This window comes from Pseudomonadota bacterium (assembly GCA_039196715.1).
Lineage (GTDB): Bacteria > Pseudomonadota > Gammaproteobacteria > CALCKW01 > CALCKW01 > CALCKW01.
The window spans coordinates 39,799-59,059 of sequence record JBCCUP010000026.1; the positions used below are offsets into that span (position 1 = coordinate 39,799).

At 66.3% G+C, this 19,261-nt stretch carries 15 protein-coding genes and 1 pseudogene; 11 read left to right on the top strand and 5 right to left on the bottom strand.

Going from position 1 to position 19,261, the window contains the following annotated elements; genetic code table 11:
- Positions 1-20 precede the first annotated feature (20 nt).
- A complete protein-coding gene (locus AAGA11_10980; protein MEM9603378.1) occupies positions 21-875 on the bottom strand; it encodes a shikimate kinase in 855 nt (284 codons plus the stop codon).
- 250 nt (positions 876-1,125) lie between these two features.
- Between AAGA11_10980 and AAGA11_10985 the strand changes: the two genes are divergently transcribed.
- Positions 1,126-2,310 carry an amino acid aminotransferase gene (locus AAGA11_10985; protein MEM9603379.1) on the top strand — a complete coding sequence of 395 codons (1,185 nt, stop codon included), beginning with the start codon at positions 1,126-1,128 and terminating at the stop codon, positions 2,308-2,310.
- A complete protein-coding gene (locus tag AAGA11_10990; GenBank protein ID MEM9603380.1) occupies positions 2,310-3,026 on the top strand; it encodes a gamma-glutamyl-gamma-aminobutyrate hydrolase family protein in 717 nt (238 codons plus the stop codon). The genes AAGA11_10985 and AAGA11_10990 overlap by 1 nt, the downstream gene beginning before the upstream one ends.
- A gap of 2 nt (positions 3,027-3,028) precedes the next feature.
- Here the strand turns inward: AAGA11_10990 and AAGA11_10995 are convergent, their stop codons facing one another.
- Positions 3,029-4,450: a pyridoxal-dependent decarboxylase gene (locus AAGA11_10995; GenBank protein MEM9603381.1), complete on the bottom strand. Its 1,422-nt coding sequence runs from the start codon at positions 4,448-4,450 to the stop codon at positions 3,029-3,031.
- Positions 4,451-4,621: 171 nt separating this feature from the next.
- On the opposite strand from AAGA11_10995, the gene cobS reads away from it, so the two are divergent.
- The 6 genes from cobS to AAGA11_11025 all read left to right on the top strand — a co-directional run bounded on the left by cobS (position 4,622) and on the right by AAGA11_11025 (position 13,796).
- Positions 4,622-5,587: a cobaltochelatase subunit CobS gene (cobS, locus tag AAGA11_11000; protein MEM9603382.1), complete on the top strand. Its 966-nt coding sequence runs from the start codon at positions 4,622-4,624 to the stop codon at positions 5,585-5,587.
- Positions 5,588-5,591: 4 nt separating this feature from the next.
- Positions 5,592-7,418, top strand: coding sequence for a cobaltochelatase subunit CobT (locus tag AAGA11_11005; protein ID MEM9603383.1), 1,827 nt, complete (start codon positions 5,592-5,594; stop codon positions 7,416-7,418).
- A 276-nt stretch (positions 7,419-7,694) separates the two neighbouring features.
- Entirely contained in the window at positions 7,695-8,348 is a 654-nt protein-coding gene (locus AAGA11_11010; protein ID MEM9603384.1) for a methyl-accepting chemotaxis protein, read from the top strand.
- Between the two features lie 6 nt (positions 8,349-8,354).
- A complete protein-coding gene (locus AAGA11_11015; protein ID MEM9603385.1) occupies positions 8,355-10,526 on the top strand; it encodes a reprolysin-like metallopeptidase in 2,172 nt (723 codons plus the stop codon).
- Positions 10,527-10,604: 78 nt separating this feature from the next.
- Complete coding sequence (locus AAGA11_11020; GenBank protein MEM9603386.1) at positions 10,605-11,966, top strand: glutamine synthetase family protein; 1,362 nt, start codon at positions 10,605-10,607, stop codon at positions 11,964-11,966.
- A gap of 228 nt (positions 11,967-12,194) precedes the next feature.
- Positions 12,195-13,796, top strand: coding sequence for a hypothetical protein (locus AAGA11_11025; protein MEM9603387.1), 1,602 nt, complete (start codon positions 12,195-12,197; stop codon positions 13,794-13,796).
- 19 nt (positions 13,797-13,815) lie between these two features.
- On the opposite strand, the gene AAGA11_11030 is transcribed toward AAGA11_11025, so the two are convergent.
- From AAGA11_11030 to dapD, 3 genes are read right to left on the bottom strand one after another with little or no spacing between them, the layout of a single operon-like run.
- Complete coding sequence (locus tag AAGA11_11030; GenBank protein MEM9603388.1) at positions 13,816-15,384, bottom strand: sulfatase-like hydrolase/transferase; 1,569 nt, start codon at positions 15,382-15,384, stop codon at positions 13,816-13,818.
- 31 nt (positions 15,385-15,415) lie between these two features.
- Entirely contained in the window at positions 15,416-15,772 is a 357-nt protein-coding gene (locus AAGA11_11035; protein MEM9603389.1) for an arsenate reductase, read from the bottom strand.
- On the bottom strand, positions 15,772-16,602 hold the full coding sequence (dapD, locus tag AAGA11_11040) for a 2,3,4,5-tetrahydropyridine-2,6-dicarboxylate N-succinyltransferase (protein MEM9603390.1): 831 nt from the start codon (positions 16,600-16,602) through the stop codon (positions 15,772-15,774). Before dapD ends, AAGA11_11035 begins: the two co-directional genes overlap by 1 nt.
- A 127-nt stretch (positions 16,603-16,729) precedes the next feature.
- On the opposite strand from dapD, the gene AAGA11_11045 reads away from it, so the two are divergent.
- From AAGA11_11045 to AAGA11_11055, 3 genes and pseudogenes are all read left to right on the top strand, one after another.
- Positions 16,730-17,917, top strand: coding sequence for a thiolase family protein (locus AAGA11_11045; protein MEM9603391.1), 1,188 nt, complete (start codon positions 16,730-16,732; stop codon positions 17,915-17,917).
- Positions 17,914-19,059, top strand: coding sequence for an acyl-CoA dehydrogenase family protein (locus AAGA11_11050; protein ID MEM9603392.1), 1,146 nt, complete (start codon positions 17,914-17,916; stop codon positions 19,057-19,059). The genes AAGA11_11045 and AAGA11_11050 overlap by 4 nt, the downstream gene beginning before the upstream one ends.
- Before the next feature lie 43 nt (positions 19,060-19,102).
- Positions 19,103-19,210: pseudogene (locus AAGA11_11055) on the top strand (3-hydroxyacyl-CoA dehydrogenase).
- The last annotated feature ends 51 nt before the right edge of the window (positions 19,211-19,261 follow it).

Genomic DNA, 19,261 nt, shown 5'->3' on the forward strand with positions numbered 1-19,261 from the left:
CGTGGGCGACAGCACGGTGGTCAGCCGGACTTGCCGTCAATGATGGCGCACAGCCGTTCCACCGCAGTCTCGGCGGTGATCGTGCTGGTGTCGATCTGGTGGTCGGCCTGGCTGTAGAAGGTTTCGCGTTCCTGCAACATGAGTTTGAGGTCATCCAGCGACTGCTGGTGGCGATCAAACGGGCGCATGTCGCCCTGCTGCATGACGCGGTTCATGTGCTGCTCGGGCTGAGCCTGTACCCACACCAGCGTGCAGCGTTCGCGCAACAGGTTGTAGGTCGGGGCTTCGGCGACGAGGCTGCCGCCGGTCTCGATGATGCAGCGGGTCGTGCCTTCGACGATGTCGGTCAGCGCCGCGCCCTCCCAGCGGCGGTAGGCGTTCTGGCCGCCGAGGTCCATGATCTCCGCCAGCGACATCCCGGCGAGTTCGACAATGCGATCGCTGATGCGGATGAAGGGCATGTCCAGCGACTCGGCCGCACCGCGGCCAATGGTCGACTTGCCTGCGCCGCGCATGCCGAGCAGGGCAAAGCGGTTGGCGGTTTCGCGGCGGGCGGTGCCGACCACCGTTTGCACATGCGCGAGCAGCTTGTGCTTCTGATCGTCGTCCATACGGTTGATCAGAGCGTGCAGCTCGGCGTCTTCCGGGCCGTGTCGGTCGAGGTCGATGAGGTCCAGCAGGTTCACGTCCAGCGCTCGGGAGATCTTGTAGAGCATCGCGAACGACAGGTTTGCCTGGCCGCTCTCGACCTGGGCGAGGTAGCGCTCGGATATCTCGGAATGGTTGGACAGGTGTTTGCGAGACACGCCGCGCTGGGCGCGGAGTGATCGGACGCGGCGGCCGATTTCGGCCAGCCAGTTGTTCATTGCTTCCATAGTGTGCCTGCTGCTTGCCGGCCAGTCGGAGCATGGCCGGGCATCGTCGGGGCGTTGAACCGTGCCGGTTGGGGCTCAGTGACGCGCACAAATCGCGCCACCGGCGGTCCGGACGCCAAAGGGAGATGATAGCCCGTTACACCCCGCTTGTCGGGGCAAACGGGCGTGAATCGGACCCCGATTTGGTAGAATTCGCGGCTTGCATCGGACACCGCGCCCGGTGCCGCTGAAAAACCACCGGAGCCACAACGTGTTTGAGCAATTTCCCGCGCCGAAAGCGGACGCGATCCTCGCCTTGATGGCGGCCTACCGAAACGACCCGCGAGCGGAAAAAATCGACCTCGGTGTCGGTGTCTACCGCGATGCCAACGGCGACACACCGGTGCTCGACGCAGTGCGAGAGGCGGAGCAGCGTGTGTTTCAGTCACAGCAGACCAAGGCCTACGTCGGCATTTCCGGCGACCTCGAATTCTGCGAGCAGATGGTCGGCATGACCCTCGGTGACGCGGTCGACGCCGAGCGTGTGCGCTGCCTGCAGGCGCCGGGCGGTTCGGGTGCCTTGCGCCTGCTCGGGGAGTTGATCAATCAGGCCAAACCGGGCGCACGCGTGTTCGTCAGCGATCCGAGTTGGCCCAACCACATCCCGCTGTTCGAGGCGAGCGGCCTGCAGATCGCCGCGTACCGCTACTTTGACCCCGCCTCGCGCGACGTCGATTTCGACGCCATGCTCGAGAGCCTGTCCGACGCCGGCGCGGGTGACATCGTGTTGCTGCACGGCTGCTGCCACAACCCGACCGGCGCCAGCCTGCGCGCCGAACACTGGTCCGTCATCGCCGAGCGCGCCAACGCCCAGGGCTTCCTGCCCTTTGTCGATTTCGCCTACCAAGGGTTCGGCGAGGGCCTCGAGGCCGACGCGGCCGGTGTGCGCGTGCTCGCGAACGCGGTGCCCGAGATGCTGATCGCGTCGTCCTGTTCGAAGAATTTCGGCCTCTACCGCGAACGCGTCGGCGCCGCCATGCTGATCGCCGAGAACAACACGCTGGCCGACCTCGCCCAGAAGAACGCGCAAACGGTTGCGCGTGGCAACTACTCGATGCCCCCGGACCACGGTGCCAACGTGGTCAAGACCATCCTGACCGATGACAGCCTGCGCGCCCGCTGGGTTGCCGAGCTCGACGGCATGCGCGACCGCATGATCGACACGCGTCAGAGCCTCGTGGCCGCGCTTCGCGACGCCACCGGCAGCGAGCGCTTTGATTTCATCGCGCGCCACACCGGCATGTTTTCGCGCCTGGGTATCCCGCCAGAGCAGGTCAACCGCCTGCGCGACGAACACGGCGTCTACATGGTCGGCGACAGCCGTATCAACGTCGCCGGCTTTCGCGCCGGACAGGCCGAGACTTTCGCCCGCGCCCTGGTGGCCACCGAAACCTGATGAGCGACCCCCTCCGCGTCGGCATCCTCGAGACCGGTCGGCCCCCGCCACACCTTCAGGGGGCGTACGACAGTTACCCGGACATGATGGTGCAGATGCTCGGCCCGCACGACCGTGAACTGGTCTTCACGCAGTACGCCGCGCTCGACGGGGAACTGCCGGCCTCGGTCGAGGTGTGTGACGCCTGGTTGATCACCGGCTCCAAGTTCGCCGCCTACGACCCCGACCCCTGGGTGGCGGCGCTCAAGGGGTTTGTGCGGCAGGCGTTTGAGCGCGGCCGACCGATGCTCGGCATCTGTTTCGGCCACCAGATCATGGCGGCGGCGCTCGGCGGTGAGGTCAAACTGGCCGATGCCGGGTGGGGCGTCGGCGTGCACAGGTACACGCTGGACGCGGCGCCTGCGTGGTTGGGTGAAACCCCGGCCACGCTCGCGATCCAGGCGTTCCACCAGGACCAGGTCGTCACCGTGCCGCCCGGTGCAACCGTGCTGGCGCACTCCGACTTCTGCCCGGTGGCGGCGCTGGGCTACGGCACGCAGGCACTGTCGGTGCAAGCCCACCCCGAGTTCACGGCCGACTACGTGAGCGAACTGCTGCGCTTTCGCCGGGAACTGATCGGCGCGGAGCGCGTCGATGCGGCACTCGACGGCATCGGCGCGCCGCTCGACAGCGACCTGATTGCCCGCTGGTTTGCCGGCGTCGCCCGCGGCCGCTGAGCTCAGCCGGCGGCGCTGCGCCTGAGCAGCGCCCAGAGCGCCTCGACGTGCTCGCGTTCGGTGCTCTCGACGCCGACCGACACGCGCACAAACCAGCGCCCGTCGAGCGTGGCCGGCGACAGGAAAGCCTCGCCAGAGGCGTTGATGCGTTCGACCCAATCGAGCGTGTGAGCGTCCAACGCCGCGTCGCTGAGCGCGAGCTCGGGTGGGTTGTGTCGCACGCTCACGGTCTGCAGCGTCAGCGGGGCGACCAGCTCCCAGTCGGGGTCTGCGTCCACCGCCTCGGCCAACCACGCGGCGTTGGCCAGGTCGCGGCGCAGGCGCGCCTGGATGGCGGCAACGCCGTCGAGCGCCAGGTGGAACCACAGTTTCAGTGCCCGAAAGCGCCGCCCCAGTGGAATGCCCCAGTCGCGAAACTGGGTCACCTGGCCGTCGGCCTGGCTCTGCAGGTAGCTCGGGTTGGTCGACAGCACGCGGACCAGGGTGTCGGTGTCACGCACATACAACAGCGAACAGTCGAGCACGGTGCCGAGCCACTTGTGCGGGTTCCAGCTCAGCGAATCGGCCCGTTCGACGCCGTGGAACAGCGCCCGGCACTCCGGCAACAGCAGTGCACTGCCGGCCATGGCAGCGTCGACGTGCAACCAGAGACCGTGCGCTTCGGTGACATCGGCAACCGCGTCGACCGGGTCGAACGCCGTGACGCCGGTCGAACCGCAGGAGGCCACCACCAGCGCTGGCACCCGACCCGCTTGTGTGTCTTCGGCGATCGCGTCCGCCAAGGCGTCGGCACGCATGGCGCGGGTGACCGGGTCACAGGCGACAGAGCGGAGATTGTGGTCACCGAAACCGGCCATCTGCACGGCTTTGGCGACCGACGAGTGCGCCTGGTCGGTCGTGTACACGACCAGCGGCGTGTCCACCGCCTGGAGCCCCCCGTGCAACTTGCTGAATCCGGAGGCACGTTCGCGTGCCACCATGGCCGCGACCAGCATCGCGCTCGAGGCGGTGTCGTGGATCGCGCCGCGCCACGCCGGGCTGAGGCCAGTGAGTTGCCGAAGCCACTCGCACACCACTTCCTCGACTTCCGTCAGCGCCGGGCAGCTCTCCCACGAGATCCCGAGGCTGCCGATCCCGCTCGTGGCGATGTCGCCCAGTACCGACGACAGCGTGGCGTTGGACGGGAACCAGCCGTAGTGCATCGGGTGCTGGATCTGGGTCAGCCCCGGCACCACACGCGAGTCGAGCTGCTGCAGCACATCTCCAAAGGGGGCTGGGTCCAGCGGAGCCTCGTCAGGAAAGCGCGCGCGCACGTCCCCGGGGGCGACCTGCGCCCGGACCGGCGCGTCGGCAACGGCGTTGCGGTAGTCGGCTATCCAGTCGATGAGCTGGTGGCCGGCGTCACGGAATTCTTCGGGGGTCATGGTGTCAGTGGGACTCTGGCTTGCTTGTGAGTATATCGAGCGGAACCAACGGCGTGACAGGCATCCGCAGGCGTCCACTGGACCCAGTGGACAGCACGGCGTGGCAGGCAAAACACGGGTAACATGGCCGGTTACGTGCGCCCGCCTCCCAACACAGACAGTGAAGAGAACATGATCAATCAAACGCAGTCGACCTCCGGTTTGCCCGACACCACGGTGGCGGTTCAGGACGTCTTCGGCTTCGAGAGCAGCGTCTCGGTACCGGCGTACAGCGCGGCAGGCGAACACGTGCCCGAAGTCGACCCGGACTACCTGTTTGACCCCACCACGACGCGCGCGATTCTCGCGGGGTTCTCGCACAACCGCCGGGTGCTGGTGTCGGGCTTGCATGGTACGGGCAAGTCGACGCACATCGAGCAGGTCGCAGCGCGGCTGAATTGGCCCTGTTTGCGGATCAACCTCGACAGCCACGTCAGCCGACTGGACCTGATCGGCAAGGATGCCATCGTCCTGCGCGACGGCGTCCAGGTCACGGAATTCCAGGACGGTATCCTGCCCTGGGCCATCCAGAACAACGTGGCGCTGGTGTTCGACGAGTACGACGCCGGCCGACCCGACGTCATGTTCGTGATTCAACGGGTCCTTGAGACCGCGGGTCGACTGACCCTGCTCGACCAGAGCCGTGTGCTGCACCCGCACCCGGGGTTCCGATTGTTTGCCACCGCCAACACCGTCGGCCTCGGCGACGCGACCGGCCTCTACCACGGCACGCAGCCGCTCAACCAGGCGCAACTCGACCGTTGGTCGATCGCAACCACCCTGAACTACCTGCCGCACGACCAGGAATGCGGCATCGTGCTGGCGAAGGCCCAGGCCTTGCGCGACGACGAGGGCCAGGCGACCGTCGACCGCATGGTGCGCCTCGCAGACCTCTCGCGCGGTGCGTTCCGGGCTGGCGACCTCTCGACCGTCATGTCGCCCCGCACGGTCATCACCTGGACCGAGAACCTCGCGATCTTCCAGGACGTGGCAGAGGCGTTCCGCTTCACCTTTCTCAACAAGTGCGACCCGCTCGAGCGGCCGCTGGTTGCCGAGCTCTACCAGCGCGCGTTCGGTGTCGAGCTGAACATCGGCTAGGCGGATGGCGGTCCCACCGAGAGCCCGCGGCCACAACCGGCGACGCGCACAGGCCATCGGGCCGCGCGAGGCGGCCCAGCAGGCGCAGGCCGGTTGCGTTCGCGCGCTCGCCGACGCCGAGTGCCTTTCGGTGCAGTTCGGCAACAACACGCCGTCCATCGATGGCGACACGGTCACGCTGCCGTCGGCTGGCGCCGACATGAGCAGCGAACAACGCACGCTGTGGCGCGGTCAGGCCGACGCGCTGGCACTCGAGCGTCGCTACCACGACGCTGTTCAGCACCGCCAGCTGGCGCCCGCGAGCGGCGCTGCGCGGGCGGTGTTCGATCGCCTGGAGGCGGTGCGCCTCGAGGCGCGGGGCTGCCGCGAGTTTGCCGGTGTGGGTGACAACCTCGACGCCGCGCTGTCAGATCGGTTTCGCTACCTGCTCGACAACCCCGACAGCGAATACTCCCCGCTGGCCGAGGCGCTGGCCCTGCACACGCGCGAGCAGCTCACCGGCCGGCCGACACCGGACACGGCCGACACCGTCATATCGAAGTACCGCAGCTGGCTGGATCAGCACATCGACCTCGACTACAACCGCCTGGGTCAGTGCCTCGACGACCAGGCCCGGTTCGCCGCCGTGGTGTCCGACATGCTCGCCGGATTGAACCTCGGGGACGGGGAAGCCGAAGCGACCGGGTCGGCTTCGGCCGAACCGCCACCTGACGAGGACGCGAGTGAGGACGGGCCGCAGGACGGTGCCGACGACGCACCTGACGACGACAGCGGCGGCGATACCGACGACGCCGAGAGCGACGCGGATGCCGACAGCTCGGACGAGTTGGCGGACCCCGGCGACGAAGACGCGGACGGCGAAGCGATAAACGCACCCGAAAAAGCCGGCAAGGCGCGCAAACCGGACGCTTACAGCGTCTACGCCACCGAGTTCGACGAGGTCATTGCTGCGGAAAAGCTCGCGCTTGGCTATGAACTGGACGAGCTGCGTTCGCAACTCGACCGGCTGATCGGAGACCAACAAGTGGCAATCGGCCGCGTGGCAAACCGGCTGCAGCGGCGTTTGCTGGCGCAGCAGGAACACGCCTGGCAGGTCGACCTCGAGGAGGGCGTGCTCAACACGGCGCGGCTCACTCGGGTGATCACGCGGCCGGAACGGCCGCTTGCGTTCAAACAGGCGCACGTGGTGCCGTACCGCGACACGGTCGTTACACTGCTGCTCGACAACTCCGGGTCGATGCGCGGTCGGCCGATCGCGATGGCAGCCTCGTGCGCGGACATCCTCGCGCGCACCCTGGAGCGTTGCGGCGTGCGCACCGAGGTGCTCGGGTTCACCACCCGCGCCTGGAAGGGCGGGCAGAGCCGCGAACGCTGGCAGAAAGACGGCTCGCCGCGCAACCCCGGTCGCCTGAACGACCTGCGACACATCATCTACAAGACGGCCGACGCGCCGTGGCGGCGCTCGCGCCGCAACCTCGGCCTGATGCTGCAAAAGGGGCTGCTCAAGGAGAACATCGACGGCGAGGCGCTGACCTGGGCGCACAACCGGCTTCTGGCCCGGCCCGAACGCCGGCGGATTCTCATGATGATCTCGGACGGTGCACCGATTGACGACAGCACGCTCTCGGTCAACGCGGGCAAATACCTCGATCAGCACCTGCGCGAAGTCATCGGCCGGATCGAGCAGCAGTCACCGATCGAGTTGGTGGCGATCGGCATCGGCCACGATGTGACGCAGTACTACCAACGCGCCGTGACCATCGTCAATGTCGACGAGCTGGCGGATGTCATGACCCAGGAACTGGCCTCGCTGTTCGACGCGCCCATGTGACTCCGTCGCCGGCGTCGCGCGGTCAAGACTGGAGCGGGACGGACGCTACGACAGGTATCCGTTTCGCCAAAGGCATGCCGTCGTGACCGATTCCGCTGTTGCTTCCTTCTGGTTGTTGCTCGCAGGCCTGTGCGTCCTGGGCGCCTGGGCGCTCGAATTCGCACCCCACGTCTGACGCCGGCCACACGCCGAGCGGGCATTGCGTCGCTGCAATGCCCGTCAAGAAGCGTCGGCCGCCGCCGATTCAGAGTGCAACCCCTCGCCGTGCAGTAGACGATGGCCCAAAACCGATCGAAAGACGCGTTTTTCGTCAAGGCCCTGTTCACCGACAAGACCTTCCGCGCGCAGGAAATCCGGCGCGTGTTGGTGGTGGCGTTGGCCTACGCGCTGTTCACCACGGCGCTGCTGGGCGTCTTCTACCACGCCCTGATCGGCGGCTTGGTGGCGGGCGTGTCTCCGCTCTTGTTCGCCTCCGAGGACATGGGCCAACTCGACAGCCAACTGCCCGGCATGGCCGAGACGCTCGGCCGCTGGCTCGTGATCATGCTCGCGGTGAACCTCGCGATGACAGCGGCCATCGGCGTCTACATCGTGCGGCGGCTGGGTGAGCCACTGCTGGCGATCAAGCGGGTGTTGCGCCAGGTCGGGCAGGGCGACCTCACGGCTAAACTGCGGCGTGGCAACGACGAGAAATTCGGTGACCTGTTCGACGCCTTGACGGACGCCGTGGAGGGCATCCACGGCCGTGTGCAGGCGGTCGGGCACCGGGTCGACGCGCTGCGCGAGACGCCCTTGTCGGACGACGCCAGCGCGCGTCTGGGCGAGCTCGAGCAGGCGCTGGCGGCGTTTCAGACTGATACGCCCGCAGTCGGCACACCCGCAGCCGGTACGCCCGCAGCCGGTGCGCCTGACGACAGCACGCAGGGCTAGGGGATGATGCTCGCCGCGCGCCGTGCCTGCCTTGCGTTGCTTGTGTGTCTGGTCTCCTGGAGCGGGGTCGTGCACGCCGACGTCTCGCTCTACCAACAGGCGAGGGCACTCGAGGCGCTCGGTGACTTCGAGGGCGCGCTTGCACGCTACGACGCCTTCCTGAAGACCACGCAGGCGGGTGACGACGTGCTGCAGGCGCGCGTGAAGATGCCGGTGCTGCGCGAAGCGATCGACCTTGGCGCCGACGCCTCCGTGCAGCTCTATCTCGATGCACTCGATGCGCGCTACCAGAGCGACACCGGGGACGCGTTGCTCGCACTCGCCCAGTTGCGTGCCGCGTTCCCGGACAGCCACCTCGCCGACGATGCGCTCTACCTCAGCGGCTACATCTTGTTGATGGACCGCTTCGACTACGCCGCCGCTCGGCAGCACATGGTCGAGCTCCGCCGTGCGCACCCGGACAGCAGCTACCTCGACGCCTCGATGTACGTCGAAGCCATCGCGCTCGAGCAGGCCGGCGACACGGACGCCGCCAGGCTGATGTTCCAACAGTTGCGCGACCGCCATGCCTTGATTGCCATCGACCGCCTCAACCTCGTGCTGCCACGCACGTCGTTGCAATCCCGCCTGTGGTTCGACCGTGCCGCCAGCCGCTTGGCGAACCTCGACCAACACGCACTCGAGGCAACGCGGATCGTCGAGCAGGGCTACCTCGACACCGGTCACTACGAACGCCGGGTGGTGTTGCGGGTGGCCGGCCGCGACGTGCCGCTGCTGCTCAATCCGAGCCGGGTGTTCCGCTCGACTCGGTTCGTCGATGAGTTCGACCGGCCGATCGACCTGGGCAACCTGCGGGCCTTTGACGGGGTGATCGAGGGGCGGCCGCATTCCTGGGCGCGCGTGGTGTTCAACGGCAGTGACGTGCAGGGGCTCATCCGTGACGGTGACGCTCGCTACGACCTGAAAACCGACACCGCGACCGGTACCCTCGTCGACTACAACACACGGCTCGCCGACAGCGACAAGATCGCAACGCACACCGGAGGCGCCCAGCCCGTCGAAGCGCCACACGCCACGCCGGACGCCAACCCGCGCCGGGCGCCCGCGTCCGATCTCGGGGTGTCCAAGTACGTCAACCGCGTGGTGCGGATGTCAGTGGTGATCGACAGCCAGTACAACGACTACACCAACAACAGCGGACTGTTCGAAGCGATGACCGTGACGTCGATTGCCGATGGCATCTACCGTGACGAGCTCGGGCTGGCATTGCAGGCGGAGTCGGTGGTGCTCGTCACTGACCGCGATCGGGATCCGATGCGGATCGGCAACGCGAGCATGGACGACATCCTGAACAACTTTCGTGCGTTCCGACTCACCAGCCGGGCGATCGCATCGGAGTCGAGCCTGGTTTACCTGCTCTCGGGCAACCGCAGCAACGACAACCAGGTCGGTCTGGCCTTCATCGACGTGGCCTGCCGCAGCGACGGCTACGACGTGAGCGCGGCGACGCCTTACCGGCAGAATTTCCTGCTCGCGGCACACGAGATGGCGCACAACCTCGGTGCGGAACACGATACCGACACGCAGTGCGCGAGCGACGCGTCGAAGATCATGTCGCCGTATTTCAGTTCCGACACCCAACAGGAGTTTTCCTCCTGCTCGAAGGTGTCGATCAACCACAGCCTCCAGGGCAGCTGCCACGCGCCCGCTGTGGATCTGCAAGCCACCATTGGTCATGCGAGCGATTCGCGCCTGACGGCCTGGGTCAGCAACAACGACCCGACTCGGCCAGCCAGCGCGGCCCTGAGTGTGTCGGTGCCTGACACCACGGTTGCCGCGCTGCCCGAGGGGTGCACGCAATCCACCAACGGCGACGTGGTGTGTGACCTCGCGAGCCTTGCGGCCGGCGACACACGTCGACTGGATTTCGCGCTGCAATACGTGGGCGATCCCGCGAGTGATCGCCGCGTGGGTTTGAACGTTCAGCCGACCGTGGTCGAGGATGCGTTGTTGCACAACAACGCGGCACTGCTCAAGCGCTCGGCTGGCAGCGAGTACAGCAACACCGGGCCGGTGGCATCGGCGCCGAGCGCCGGCGGCGGCGGCAGCCTGTCGCCGATCGACATCGCCCTGCTGCTGGTGCTGCCACCGGCCGTCTGGCTGCGCTGGCGCAGTTGACCGGCCAGGGCCAGGGCGAAGCCTGCGCAGTGGTGTAGGCTCTTGGGACCACACACCCTCAGCACCTGTCCACGCCGCATGCCCACCGACCTCGAGCCCACGTTGCGGGCCTTCCGCGACGCGCACCCGTCCATCCAATCCGTCGACACGCTGCTGGTCGATCTGAACGGTATTTTGCGAGGCAAGCGCATGCCGATCGCAGGTTTGCACAAGCTTGGCACGGAGGAGCTGTGTTTCCCGCGGGGCTCGACCCTGCTCGACACGCTCGGCCGGGCCGCGGACAGCTTGCCCTGGGGTGTACTTGACGGCGATCCGGACCGGCCGGTGTTGCCCGTGTTGTCGAGCCTGAGTCCCGACGCCGTGCGCCATACGACCGACGCACAGATCCTCGTCTACCCCGTGGAACTCGATGGCACAGCGTGGTTCGCGTGCCCCAGAGCCGTGTTGCAGCATCAGATCGACGCACTCGCAGCGCAGGGGTGGGTTGCGACAGTGGCGATCGAGCTGGAATTCCACGTGTTCGAGCGTGCAGTGGAGGACGCACTTCGACCGGCGCAAGCGGACCGCACGGCACTGCCGTTCACCGGTCCGCAAACCTACAACCTCACGCAACTCGACGACCATCGAACGTTGGTGGAAGCCATCCAGGGCGCCTGCGCGCGCGCGCACATCCCGGCAACGAGTGTGTTGTCGGAATACGGCAGCGGGCAGTTCGAGATCAATCTCAAGCACCAGCCTGACCCGATGCTGGCCTGCGACCACGCTGTGTTGCTGCGCCGCGCGGTGAAGGCGGTCACCGACGACTACGGGATGCTCGGCACCTTCATGGCCAAACCCCGGGCAGACGATTCGGGCAACGGCCTGCACGTGCACGTGAGCCTGCACCGCGACGATGGCAGCCCGCTGTTCGACGGCACGGCAACCGCACCGGGTCCCTGCCTGCGCCATGCCGTGCGCGGTCTGCTCGACACCTTGCCCGAGTCGATGGCGTTGCTGGCCCCGAATGCGAACTCCTGGCGCCGCTACAGCGCGGACTTCTACGCACCGACCACCGCCAACTGGGGGCTCAACCACCGCCAGGTCGCGCTGCGCATCCCGATGTCCTCGCCGGCCAACCTGCGCGTCGAACACCGTGTCGCCGGCGCCGATGCCAACCCGTACCTGGTGGTCGCTGCGGTCCTGGCCGGCATGTTGCACGGGTTGGAACAAGAGTTAGAACCTATGCCGCCGGTCGAAGAGGGGGCAGCAGCCCAACCCGGCACCGACCTCCCACTGCGCTGGCGTGAGGGTTTGCAGTCGCTGAAGAAGGGCCCCGTGCTGGGAGACCGGCTTGGAAACGCGTTTGTAGACGCGTACTGCGATATGAAGCTTGTCGAGGAAGAGCAGTATCACATGATCGTCGGCGACAGTGATTTACAACACTATGCACGGACTGTGTAGCCCATCAGCACACAGAGTTGAAATCTCTCTATTTGTGAGCCCTCAATCAAATCTAATCCATTTGGGCATTTAAAGTAGAAATCGCGTGACTTGCGCATTACGGCCGGTGATATTCCTTGATAATGGGCATTCGACACGGGTTGATTGCAGGAGCAAAGTGAGGTGTTTGCGGTGCGACCAGTTCCAGGCGGCGCTCTAGAATGGTCTAGCAACACGCCCGGTCACGCCGTGACAACCGGGTTACTGGCCTGCACGTTTGCATTGGTGTACGCGCTGACACGGGGGCACGCCCCTGCAGATTACGACGCCGTGAATTTTCTGCTTGGGGTGCGCGATTTCGATCTTGGGCGGCACCAGCCGCACCCCCCCGGTGCACCGGCTTTTATCGCTGCAGGCAAAGCCCTGGTGTGGCTCGGGCTGTCACCGCTTGCTGCGCTGATTGCGTTGTCGATAACGGGCGCCATGCTGTTTGTTGCGGTGTGGCACCGTATGCTGTTGTTGGTGCTTGCGCCCGGACAGGCGCTAGCCGCTGTGGTGTTGCTCGGGCTGACACCGGCTATCTGGCTCAGTGCGACCCAACCTATGTCTGACACGCTTGCCGTATCGGCCGTCGCCGCGGTGCAGTGGCAGGTGCTCTGGTACGACCGGACCCGGCAACCTCGGCACGTCTGGTTGGCGGTGCTGTTTGCTGTCCTCGCACTCGGCGTACGGCCGCAATTCGGTGTGTTTATTATCGCCATGTTTTGCGTTTCGGCTTGTTACTTGCGCTTGCCGATCCCGTTGCTCGTCCGCGCGGTGGGCTGGTTTTTCGTCCTCAACTTGTTGTGGTTGCTGCCTGTTGTGGTCGCACAGGCTCAACAAGATGGAGGAAACTGGTTCGCGTACTTCAAGCACATCGTGTTGTTCTACGGGGAATTCAGTGAAGCGTCGGGGTCGCCTGTGTTGGCGAGCAGTGTCGATGTCTTGCACGTTGGTGAACGCGTGGTCGCGCACGTCGGGTCGATGGGCTACTTTGGTGCTGGGCTCAATCTCTGGTATCCAGAATCCGTCGCTGAGCGGCTCGCGTCATTCGGGTCTCAACGAACACCGATTCATGCAGATTTGCAAGAGTGGAGCTTTGCAGGCAGCGTCTTCTTGGTTTTTTACCTCATTGGTGCAGTGTGCGTCCTGCCGCGGCTGCGAAGCGCACTCCAGCGCAGAGAGGCACAGCTCCTGGCTCTGGCCGCCACGTGTTACGCGGTGACCGTGTTGCTGCTCGTCCCGCCACACACGCGATTTTACCTGCCTCTGTTGCCGCTTTTGGTGTTGGTGCCCGTCGCCGGGTTGGGTCGCTCCCAGGTCGCCACAGTGTGGAGGGGTGCCGTCTGCGTGGTGGCGATCGCAGCACTGGTCAGCGTAGTACAGGATGCTCGACAGCAGGTGCCGCCGCCGCTGGCGTTAGCCTATGACGTGGTCGCGTTGAGCGAGGCGTCGTCGGTACCGATTCACGCCGTGCTCGATTCCAACGGGCGTCGCCATGTGCAGTTGCTGGCGCCAGCCGTGCCCCAAGCACGCCGAACGGAAGACACACGAGACCGTATCGAGTCTTGGATCGACCAGGGTGTCCGTGTGGTGGTCAGCTCACCGGCGAGTGTCGCGCACCTCGGTGACCGCGTGCGAGTGGAATTGGTCGGAGAGTACCGCAGTGCGTTGCGCGTGTGGATGCGGCACACTGGCGCGCAGCTCTACGAGGTTATACCGGTTGAACACACGGCAACGACTGACGGTGGATCGACTGACGGCGGGGCGAATGCGCCCCCGCGTGCGAGAGCCGTACTCGGCGACGGTTGAAGCTGAGCGCGCTGGCGCCTCAAGCTGCGAGCGCCCGCTCGAGTTTGTACATCAGCAGCCGTTCCTCCCGTGGCCAGCGCGCGGTGGAGTCGACCAGCTTGTGTTCCATCTCGGATTCCGGGTGCACAGCGCGTCGCGCCGCGCGTTCTTCGGCCATGTGTTCGAGAACCCGACATTGCAAGTCCGTCAACGTGTCATGCAAGAGGGGGTCGTCGACCCGGTTGTGGAGTTCGTAGGGGTCTGCTGCGAGGTCGTAGAGCTCGTCGTCGTCACCCCACACAGCCACGTATTTGAACTGGCCGCGGTACACGATGCGCTGATAGCTGACGTCGCCGCTGTGTCCGTAGTGTTCGACAACGAGGTGCTCTCTCCACGGAGCGTCAGACTCGGACAACAGCGGCACGACGCTGCTGCCATCGAGTTCGAGGGCACCGACGTCGACACCCGCGGCATCGAGCACGGTTGCGGGGATGTCCAGTCCACTGACCAGTTCGTCTCGGCGCTGTGCCGGTGCGACCCGGTCGGGCCAGCGCACCACCAGCGGCACGCGACCGACTTCCTCGGTGTACGTCGAGTACTTGTCCCAGCCGGCACCGTGGCTCGCGATGGCATCACCGTGGTCTGAGGTGACAATGAACAGCGTGTCGTCCACCCACCCGCGCCGGGCGAGGGCATCGTCGAGCAGCCCGATGGCGGCGTCGGTCTGGAGACCCTGCGCGTAGGCCCGCGCCAACAGCGTTTGCCAGATCGACCAGTCCGGCCAACGCTCGTGCGCGCGAAAGTCACATCGCAGGTCCCGGTGCACGCCGAAGCGCATCGGTTTGCCGTCGAGGTCCTCCGCGAAACTCGGGTACGGGGCAATGCGCGACGGATCGACCAGCGCGGCAAAGTCCGCACTCGGCAGGTAGGGGTGATGTGGCCCCCAGAGACTGACCACCAGACACCACGGCGATGCGGTGTCGAGGGTATCGAGTTCGTCAATGGCGCGGTTGACCACAAAAAACTGCTCCTGCGCGCGCGGGTCGCCCTGCAGCACACCGCAGCCGTCCATGTACGTCCAGGGCTCTGCCGGGTCGAGCACGACCTCGGTGCCGTCGAGTTCGGGGTTGAACAGGTTGTGGTCCAGCGTGCAACGCGGCTGCTCGAGGCCGATCCGGTCGAGGTAGCGTTTGTACTCGGCGCTCGCGTACACGTTGCCGTAGTCGGGCAGGCTCCAGCCCGCCATGCCGTAATCGGACGGCAAGCGGTTCTGCCCGCAGTGCCACTTGCCGACAAAGCGCGTGTCGTAGCCTGCCGTGGCCAGTCCGTGATTGAACAGCCATTGGTCGGGCAGGAACTCCCGCCGGTTCTGCGGGATGTCGTATTCCGGGTTCCAGCGCAAGCCGTGGCGACCGGCGCGTTGCCCGCTCATCAGGCTCGCGCGCGCCGGGGTGCACACCGGCACCGTCGTGTAGGCACGCTCGAACCAGGCGCCGTCGCGCGCAATGGACTCCAGCCGGGGCCAGTGGTAGTCGAGTGCGTTCGCCCGGTAGTGGCCGTGGAAGGCCATGTGGTCGACCACCACCCAGACGATGTTCGGCCTGCTCATGTTAGCGCATCGCGCCGGGCGCCACGTCGCGTCACACCCGGTCGGTCAGGTGGGTGGACCAGCTCTCGGCGTCGAAGCCGACGGTGGTGTGGCGGCCCCATTCGACCACCGGCCGCTTGACCAGGCTCGGATTGCGCGCGCACAGCGCCGGCGCGGAGTCGACGGAGAGCGCCTCGCGCTCGGCGTTGTTCAGCGCGCGCCAGGTGGTGCCACGTCGGTTCACAAGCCGATCGAGCGGCACCTCGGTGAGCCAGCGCTCGACGACGTCGGCGGTCAGACCGGCTTTCTTGAAATCGTGAAAGGCGTAGTTGACACCCGCGGCGTCGAGAAACGCGCGGGCTTTCTTCACCGTGTCACAGTTGCGGATACCGTAGAGCGTGACAGTCATCAATCGGTGTTGCGCAGCAGTTCGTTGATGCCGACCTTGGCGCGGGTCTTGGCGTCGACGCGCTTGACGATCACCGCGCAGTAGAGGCTGTACTTGCCGTTGTCGGCAGGCAGGCTGCCGGAGACCACGACCGAGCCCGCAGGCACGCGGCCGTACAGCACTTCGTCACGTTCCCGGTCGTAGATCTTGGTGCTCTGACCGATGTACACGCCCATCGACAACACCGCACCTTCTTCGACGACCACACCTTCGACCACCTCGGACCGCGCGCCGATGAAGCAGTTGTCCTCGATGATGGTTGGTCCGGCCTGCAGCGGTTCGAGTACACCGCCAATCCCGACCCCGCCCGAGAGGTGCACGTTCTTGCCGATCTGCGCGCACGAACCGACCGTGGCCCAGGTGTCGACCATGGTGCCTGAATCGACGTACGCGCCGATGTTCACGTAGCTCGGCATGAGCACCACGTTCGGCGCACAGAAGCTGCCTTTGCGCGCCATGGCCGGTGGCACAACGCGCACGCCGGATGCGGCGATCTCGTTGTCGTTCATGCTGCCGAACTTGCTCTCGACCTTGTCGTAGAAGCGGGTGAAGCCACCGGCCTCGATCGGCGCGTTGTCTCGCAGTCGAAAGGAGAGCAACACGGCTTTTTTCAACCATTGATTGACAACCCAGTCGCCGACGCCGCGGCGTTCGGCGACGCGAGCCTCGCCCGAGTCGAGCAGGGCGATGGACGCCTCGACCGCGCGACGGACGTCCGGATCGTGTTGGCTGGGGGTAATGCCATCACGGTGTTCAAACGCGTCTTCGATGATCGCTTGCAGGTCGTTCATGGGGGGCTTCCGGCAAAACCGCTAGTGTATCGCGATCCCTCGCGGGGCGGGTTGCCACGCTAATCGGGCCGAATGGATTTACGTTTACGTAAACGTAATTTAGACTCCGAGGCACGGGAGGGCGGCTATGAGTCAAACGGATCCGGTCGTGATTGTCGGTGCAGCGCGCACGCCGATGGGGGCCTTTCAAGGTGCGTTGGCGCCGCTGACGGCGTCGGCACTGGGGGGTGTGGCCATCCGTGCGGCGCTCGAACGCTCGGGGCTGCCGGCCAGCGAGGTCGACGAACTGATCATGGGCTGTGTATTGTCCGCCGGGCAGGGCCAGGCACCGGCGCGCCAGGCCGGTTTCGCCGCCGGGCTCGGTGAGGCGGTGCCGGCGACCACGGTCAACAAGATGTGTGGTTCCGGCATGAAAGCCACACTCCAAGGCGTCGATCAACTGTTGTGCGGGGACGCGCGGGCCGTCGTGGCGGGTGGCATGGAGAGCATGAGCAACGCCCCGTACCTGTTGCCTGCCATGCGCGGCGGCGCGCGCATCGGACACGCCGTGTCGCAGGACCACATGTTCCTCGACGGCCTCGAAGACGCCTATGAACCCGGTCGCCTGATGGGCAGTTTTGCCGAAGACTGTGCGGCGCACTATCAGTTCAGTCGGGCCGACCAGGACGCCTACGCCCTGACGTCGCTCGACAACGCCCTGCGCGCCCAGGGTGACGGCGACTTCGACACCGAAATCGCCGCGGTCGATGTCACCTCGCGGCGCGAATCGCGGCGTGTCACCGCCGACGAGCAGCCTGGCCGGGCACGGCCGGAGAAGATCCCGACACTCAAGCCCGCGTTCAAGGCAGACGGCACGGTGACGGCGGCCAACGCGTCGTCGATCTCGGACGGCGCGGCCGCGCTGGTGCTCATGCGCGAGAGCGACGCGCGGACCGCCGGTCTGCCGATCCGAGCCCGGTTGCGTGGCCGCGCGAGTCACGCGCAGGCGCCGGGCTGGTTTACCACCGCCCCGGTGCCGGCAACCCAGCGTGCGCTCAGCAGGGCCGGGCTCACGGTGGCGGACATCGACGTGTTCGAAGTCAACGAAGCCTTCGCGGTCGTGCCCATGGCATTCATGCAGGAGCTCGGTGTCGGCCGCGATCGCGTGAACGTCAACGGCGGCGCCTGTGCCCTCGGTCACCCGATCGGCGCCAGCGGTGCACGCATCCTGGTCACCCTGCTGCACGCGATGGAAGCGCGTGATGTCGAGCACGGGCTCGCCGCCATATGCATCGGCGGTGGCGAGGGGGCGGCCGTTGTGCTGGAGCGCGCATGAGCCTGTTCAGTGAAGAGAACACCCTCATCCGTGACACCGCACGGCAGGTCGCTCGCGAACTGCTCGCGCCCGGCGCGCGGGCGCGCGAGGCCGCTGGGCGCATTGAAGCCGAGGTGATCGAGCAGCTCGCTGCGCTCGGATTTCTCGGCATGACCGTCGACCCGGACTGGGGCGGGGCGGGGGCCGATTACCTGAGCTACGCGCTTGCCCTGGAAGAGATCGCCTGGGGCGACGGTGCCGTCTCCACGCTGGTCTCGGTGCACAATGCGCCGTTTCTCGCCATCCTCGAGCGTTTCGCCGACGCGCGGCAGAAGGCCGACTGGTTGCCGGCGGCCGCGAGCGGGTCGTTGGTCGGCTGCTTTGCCCTCACCGAGCCCCAGGCGGGTTCCGACGCGTCGCAGCTCAGGACCACAGCGCGACTCGACGGCGATGCCTATGTGCTCAACGGGCACAAACAGTACATCTCGTCTGCCGCGCTTGGCGGAGCGACCATCGTGTTCGCCCTGACTGACCCGGCGGCCGGAAAACGCGGCATCAGCGCCTTCTACGTCGACAACGGCAGCGACGGTTTCACGGTCGAGCGGACCGAGAGCAAACTCGGCCAACACGCCTCGGACACCTGTGCACTGCGTTTCGAGAACCTGCGCGTGCCAGTCGAAAACCGCATCGGGGCGCCGGGCGAAGGGTACAAGATCGCGTTGTCCAGCCTGGAGACGGGCCGGATCGGCATCGCCGCGCAATCGGTCGGCATGGCTCAGGCCGCGTTCGATTGCGCCCACCGCTACGCCACCGAGCGCGAGGCATTCGGTCAGCCCGTGATCGCGCACCAGGCCGTGCAATTTCGCCTGGCAGAGATGGACACCGACATCGAGGCGGCACGGCAGTTGGTGCACCATGCCGCGCGGCTCAGGACCGCCGAACAACCGTGCCTGCGCGAGGCGGCCATGGCCAAGCTCTTCGCGTCCGAAATGGCCGAGCGCGTGTGTTCTGCTGCCATTCAGACACTGGGTGGCGCCGGGTACACGGCCGACTACCCGGTGGAGAAGTTCTACCGCGACGTGCGGGTATGCCAGATTTACGAGGGTACCTCGGACATACAGAAGATGCTGATCGCCCGGCAGTTCTCGACGCCCGCCGCCTGAGACGGGCCACACAGCGCAACGCCCCAGTACAGGAGCAGACCTCATGCGTTCAGACGACATTCGCGCCGCCGTGGTCACCGGTGCGGCCTCCGGGCTCGGCGAGGCGAGTGCGCGCCCACACGCCGAGGCGGGGGCCCAGGTTTGCGGGTGTTAACGCGACACTGATCGTGGCCCACAGGTCGCCGCGGACAACGGCGGGGCC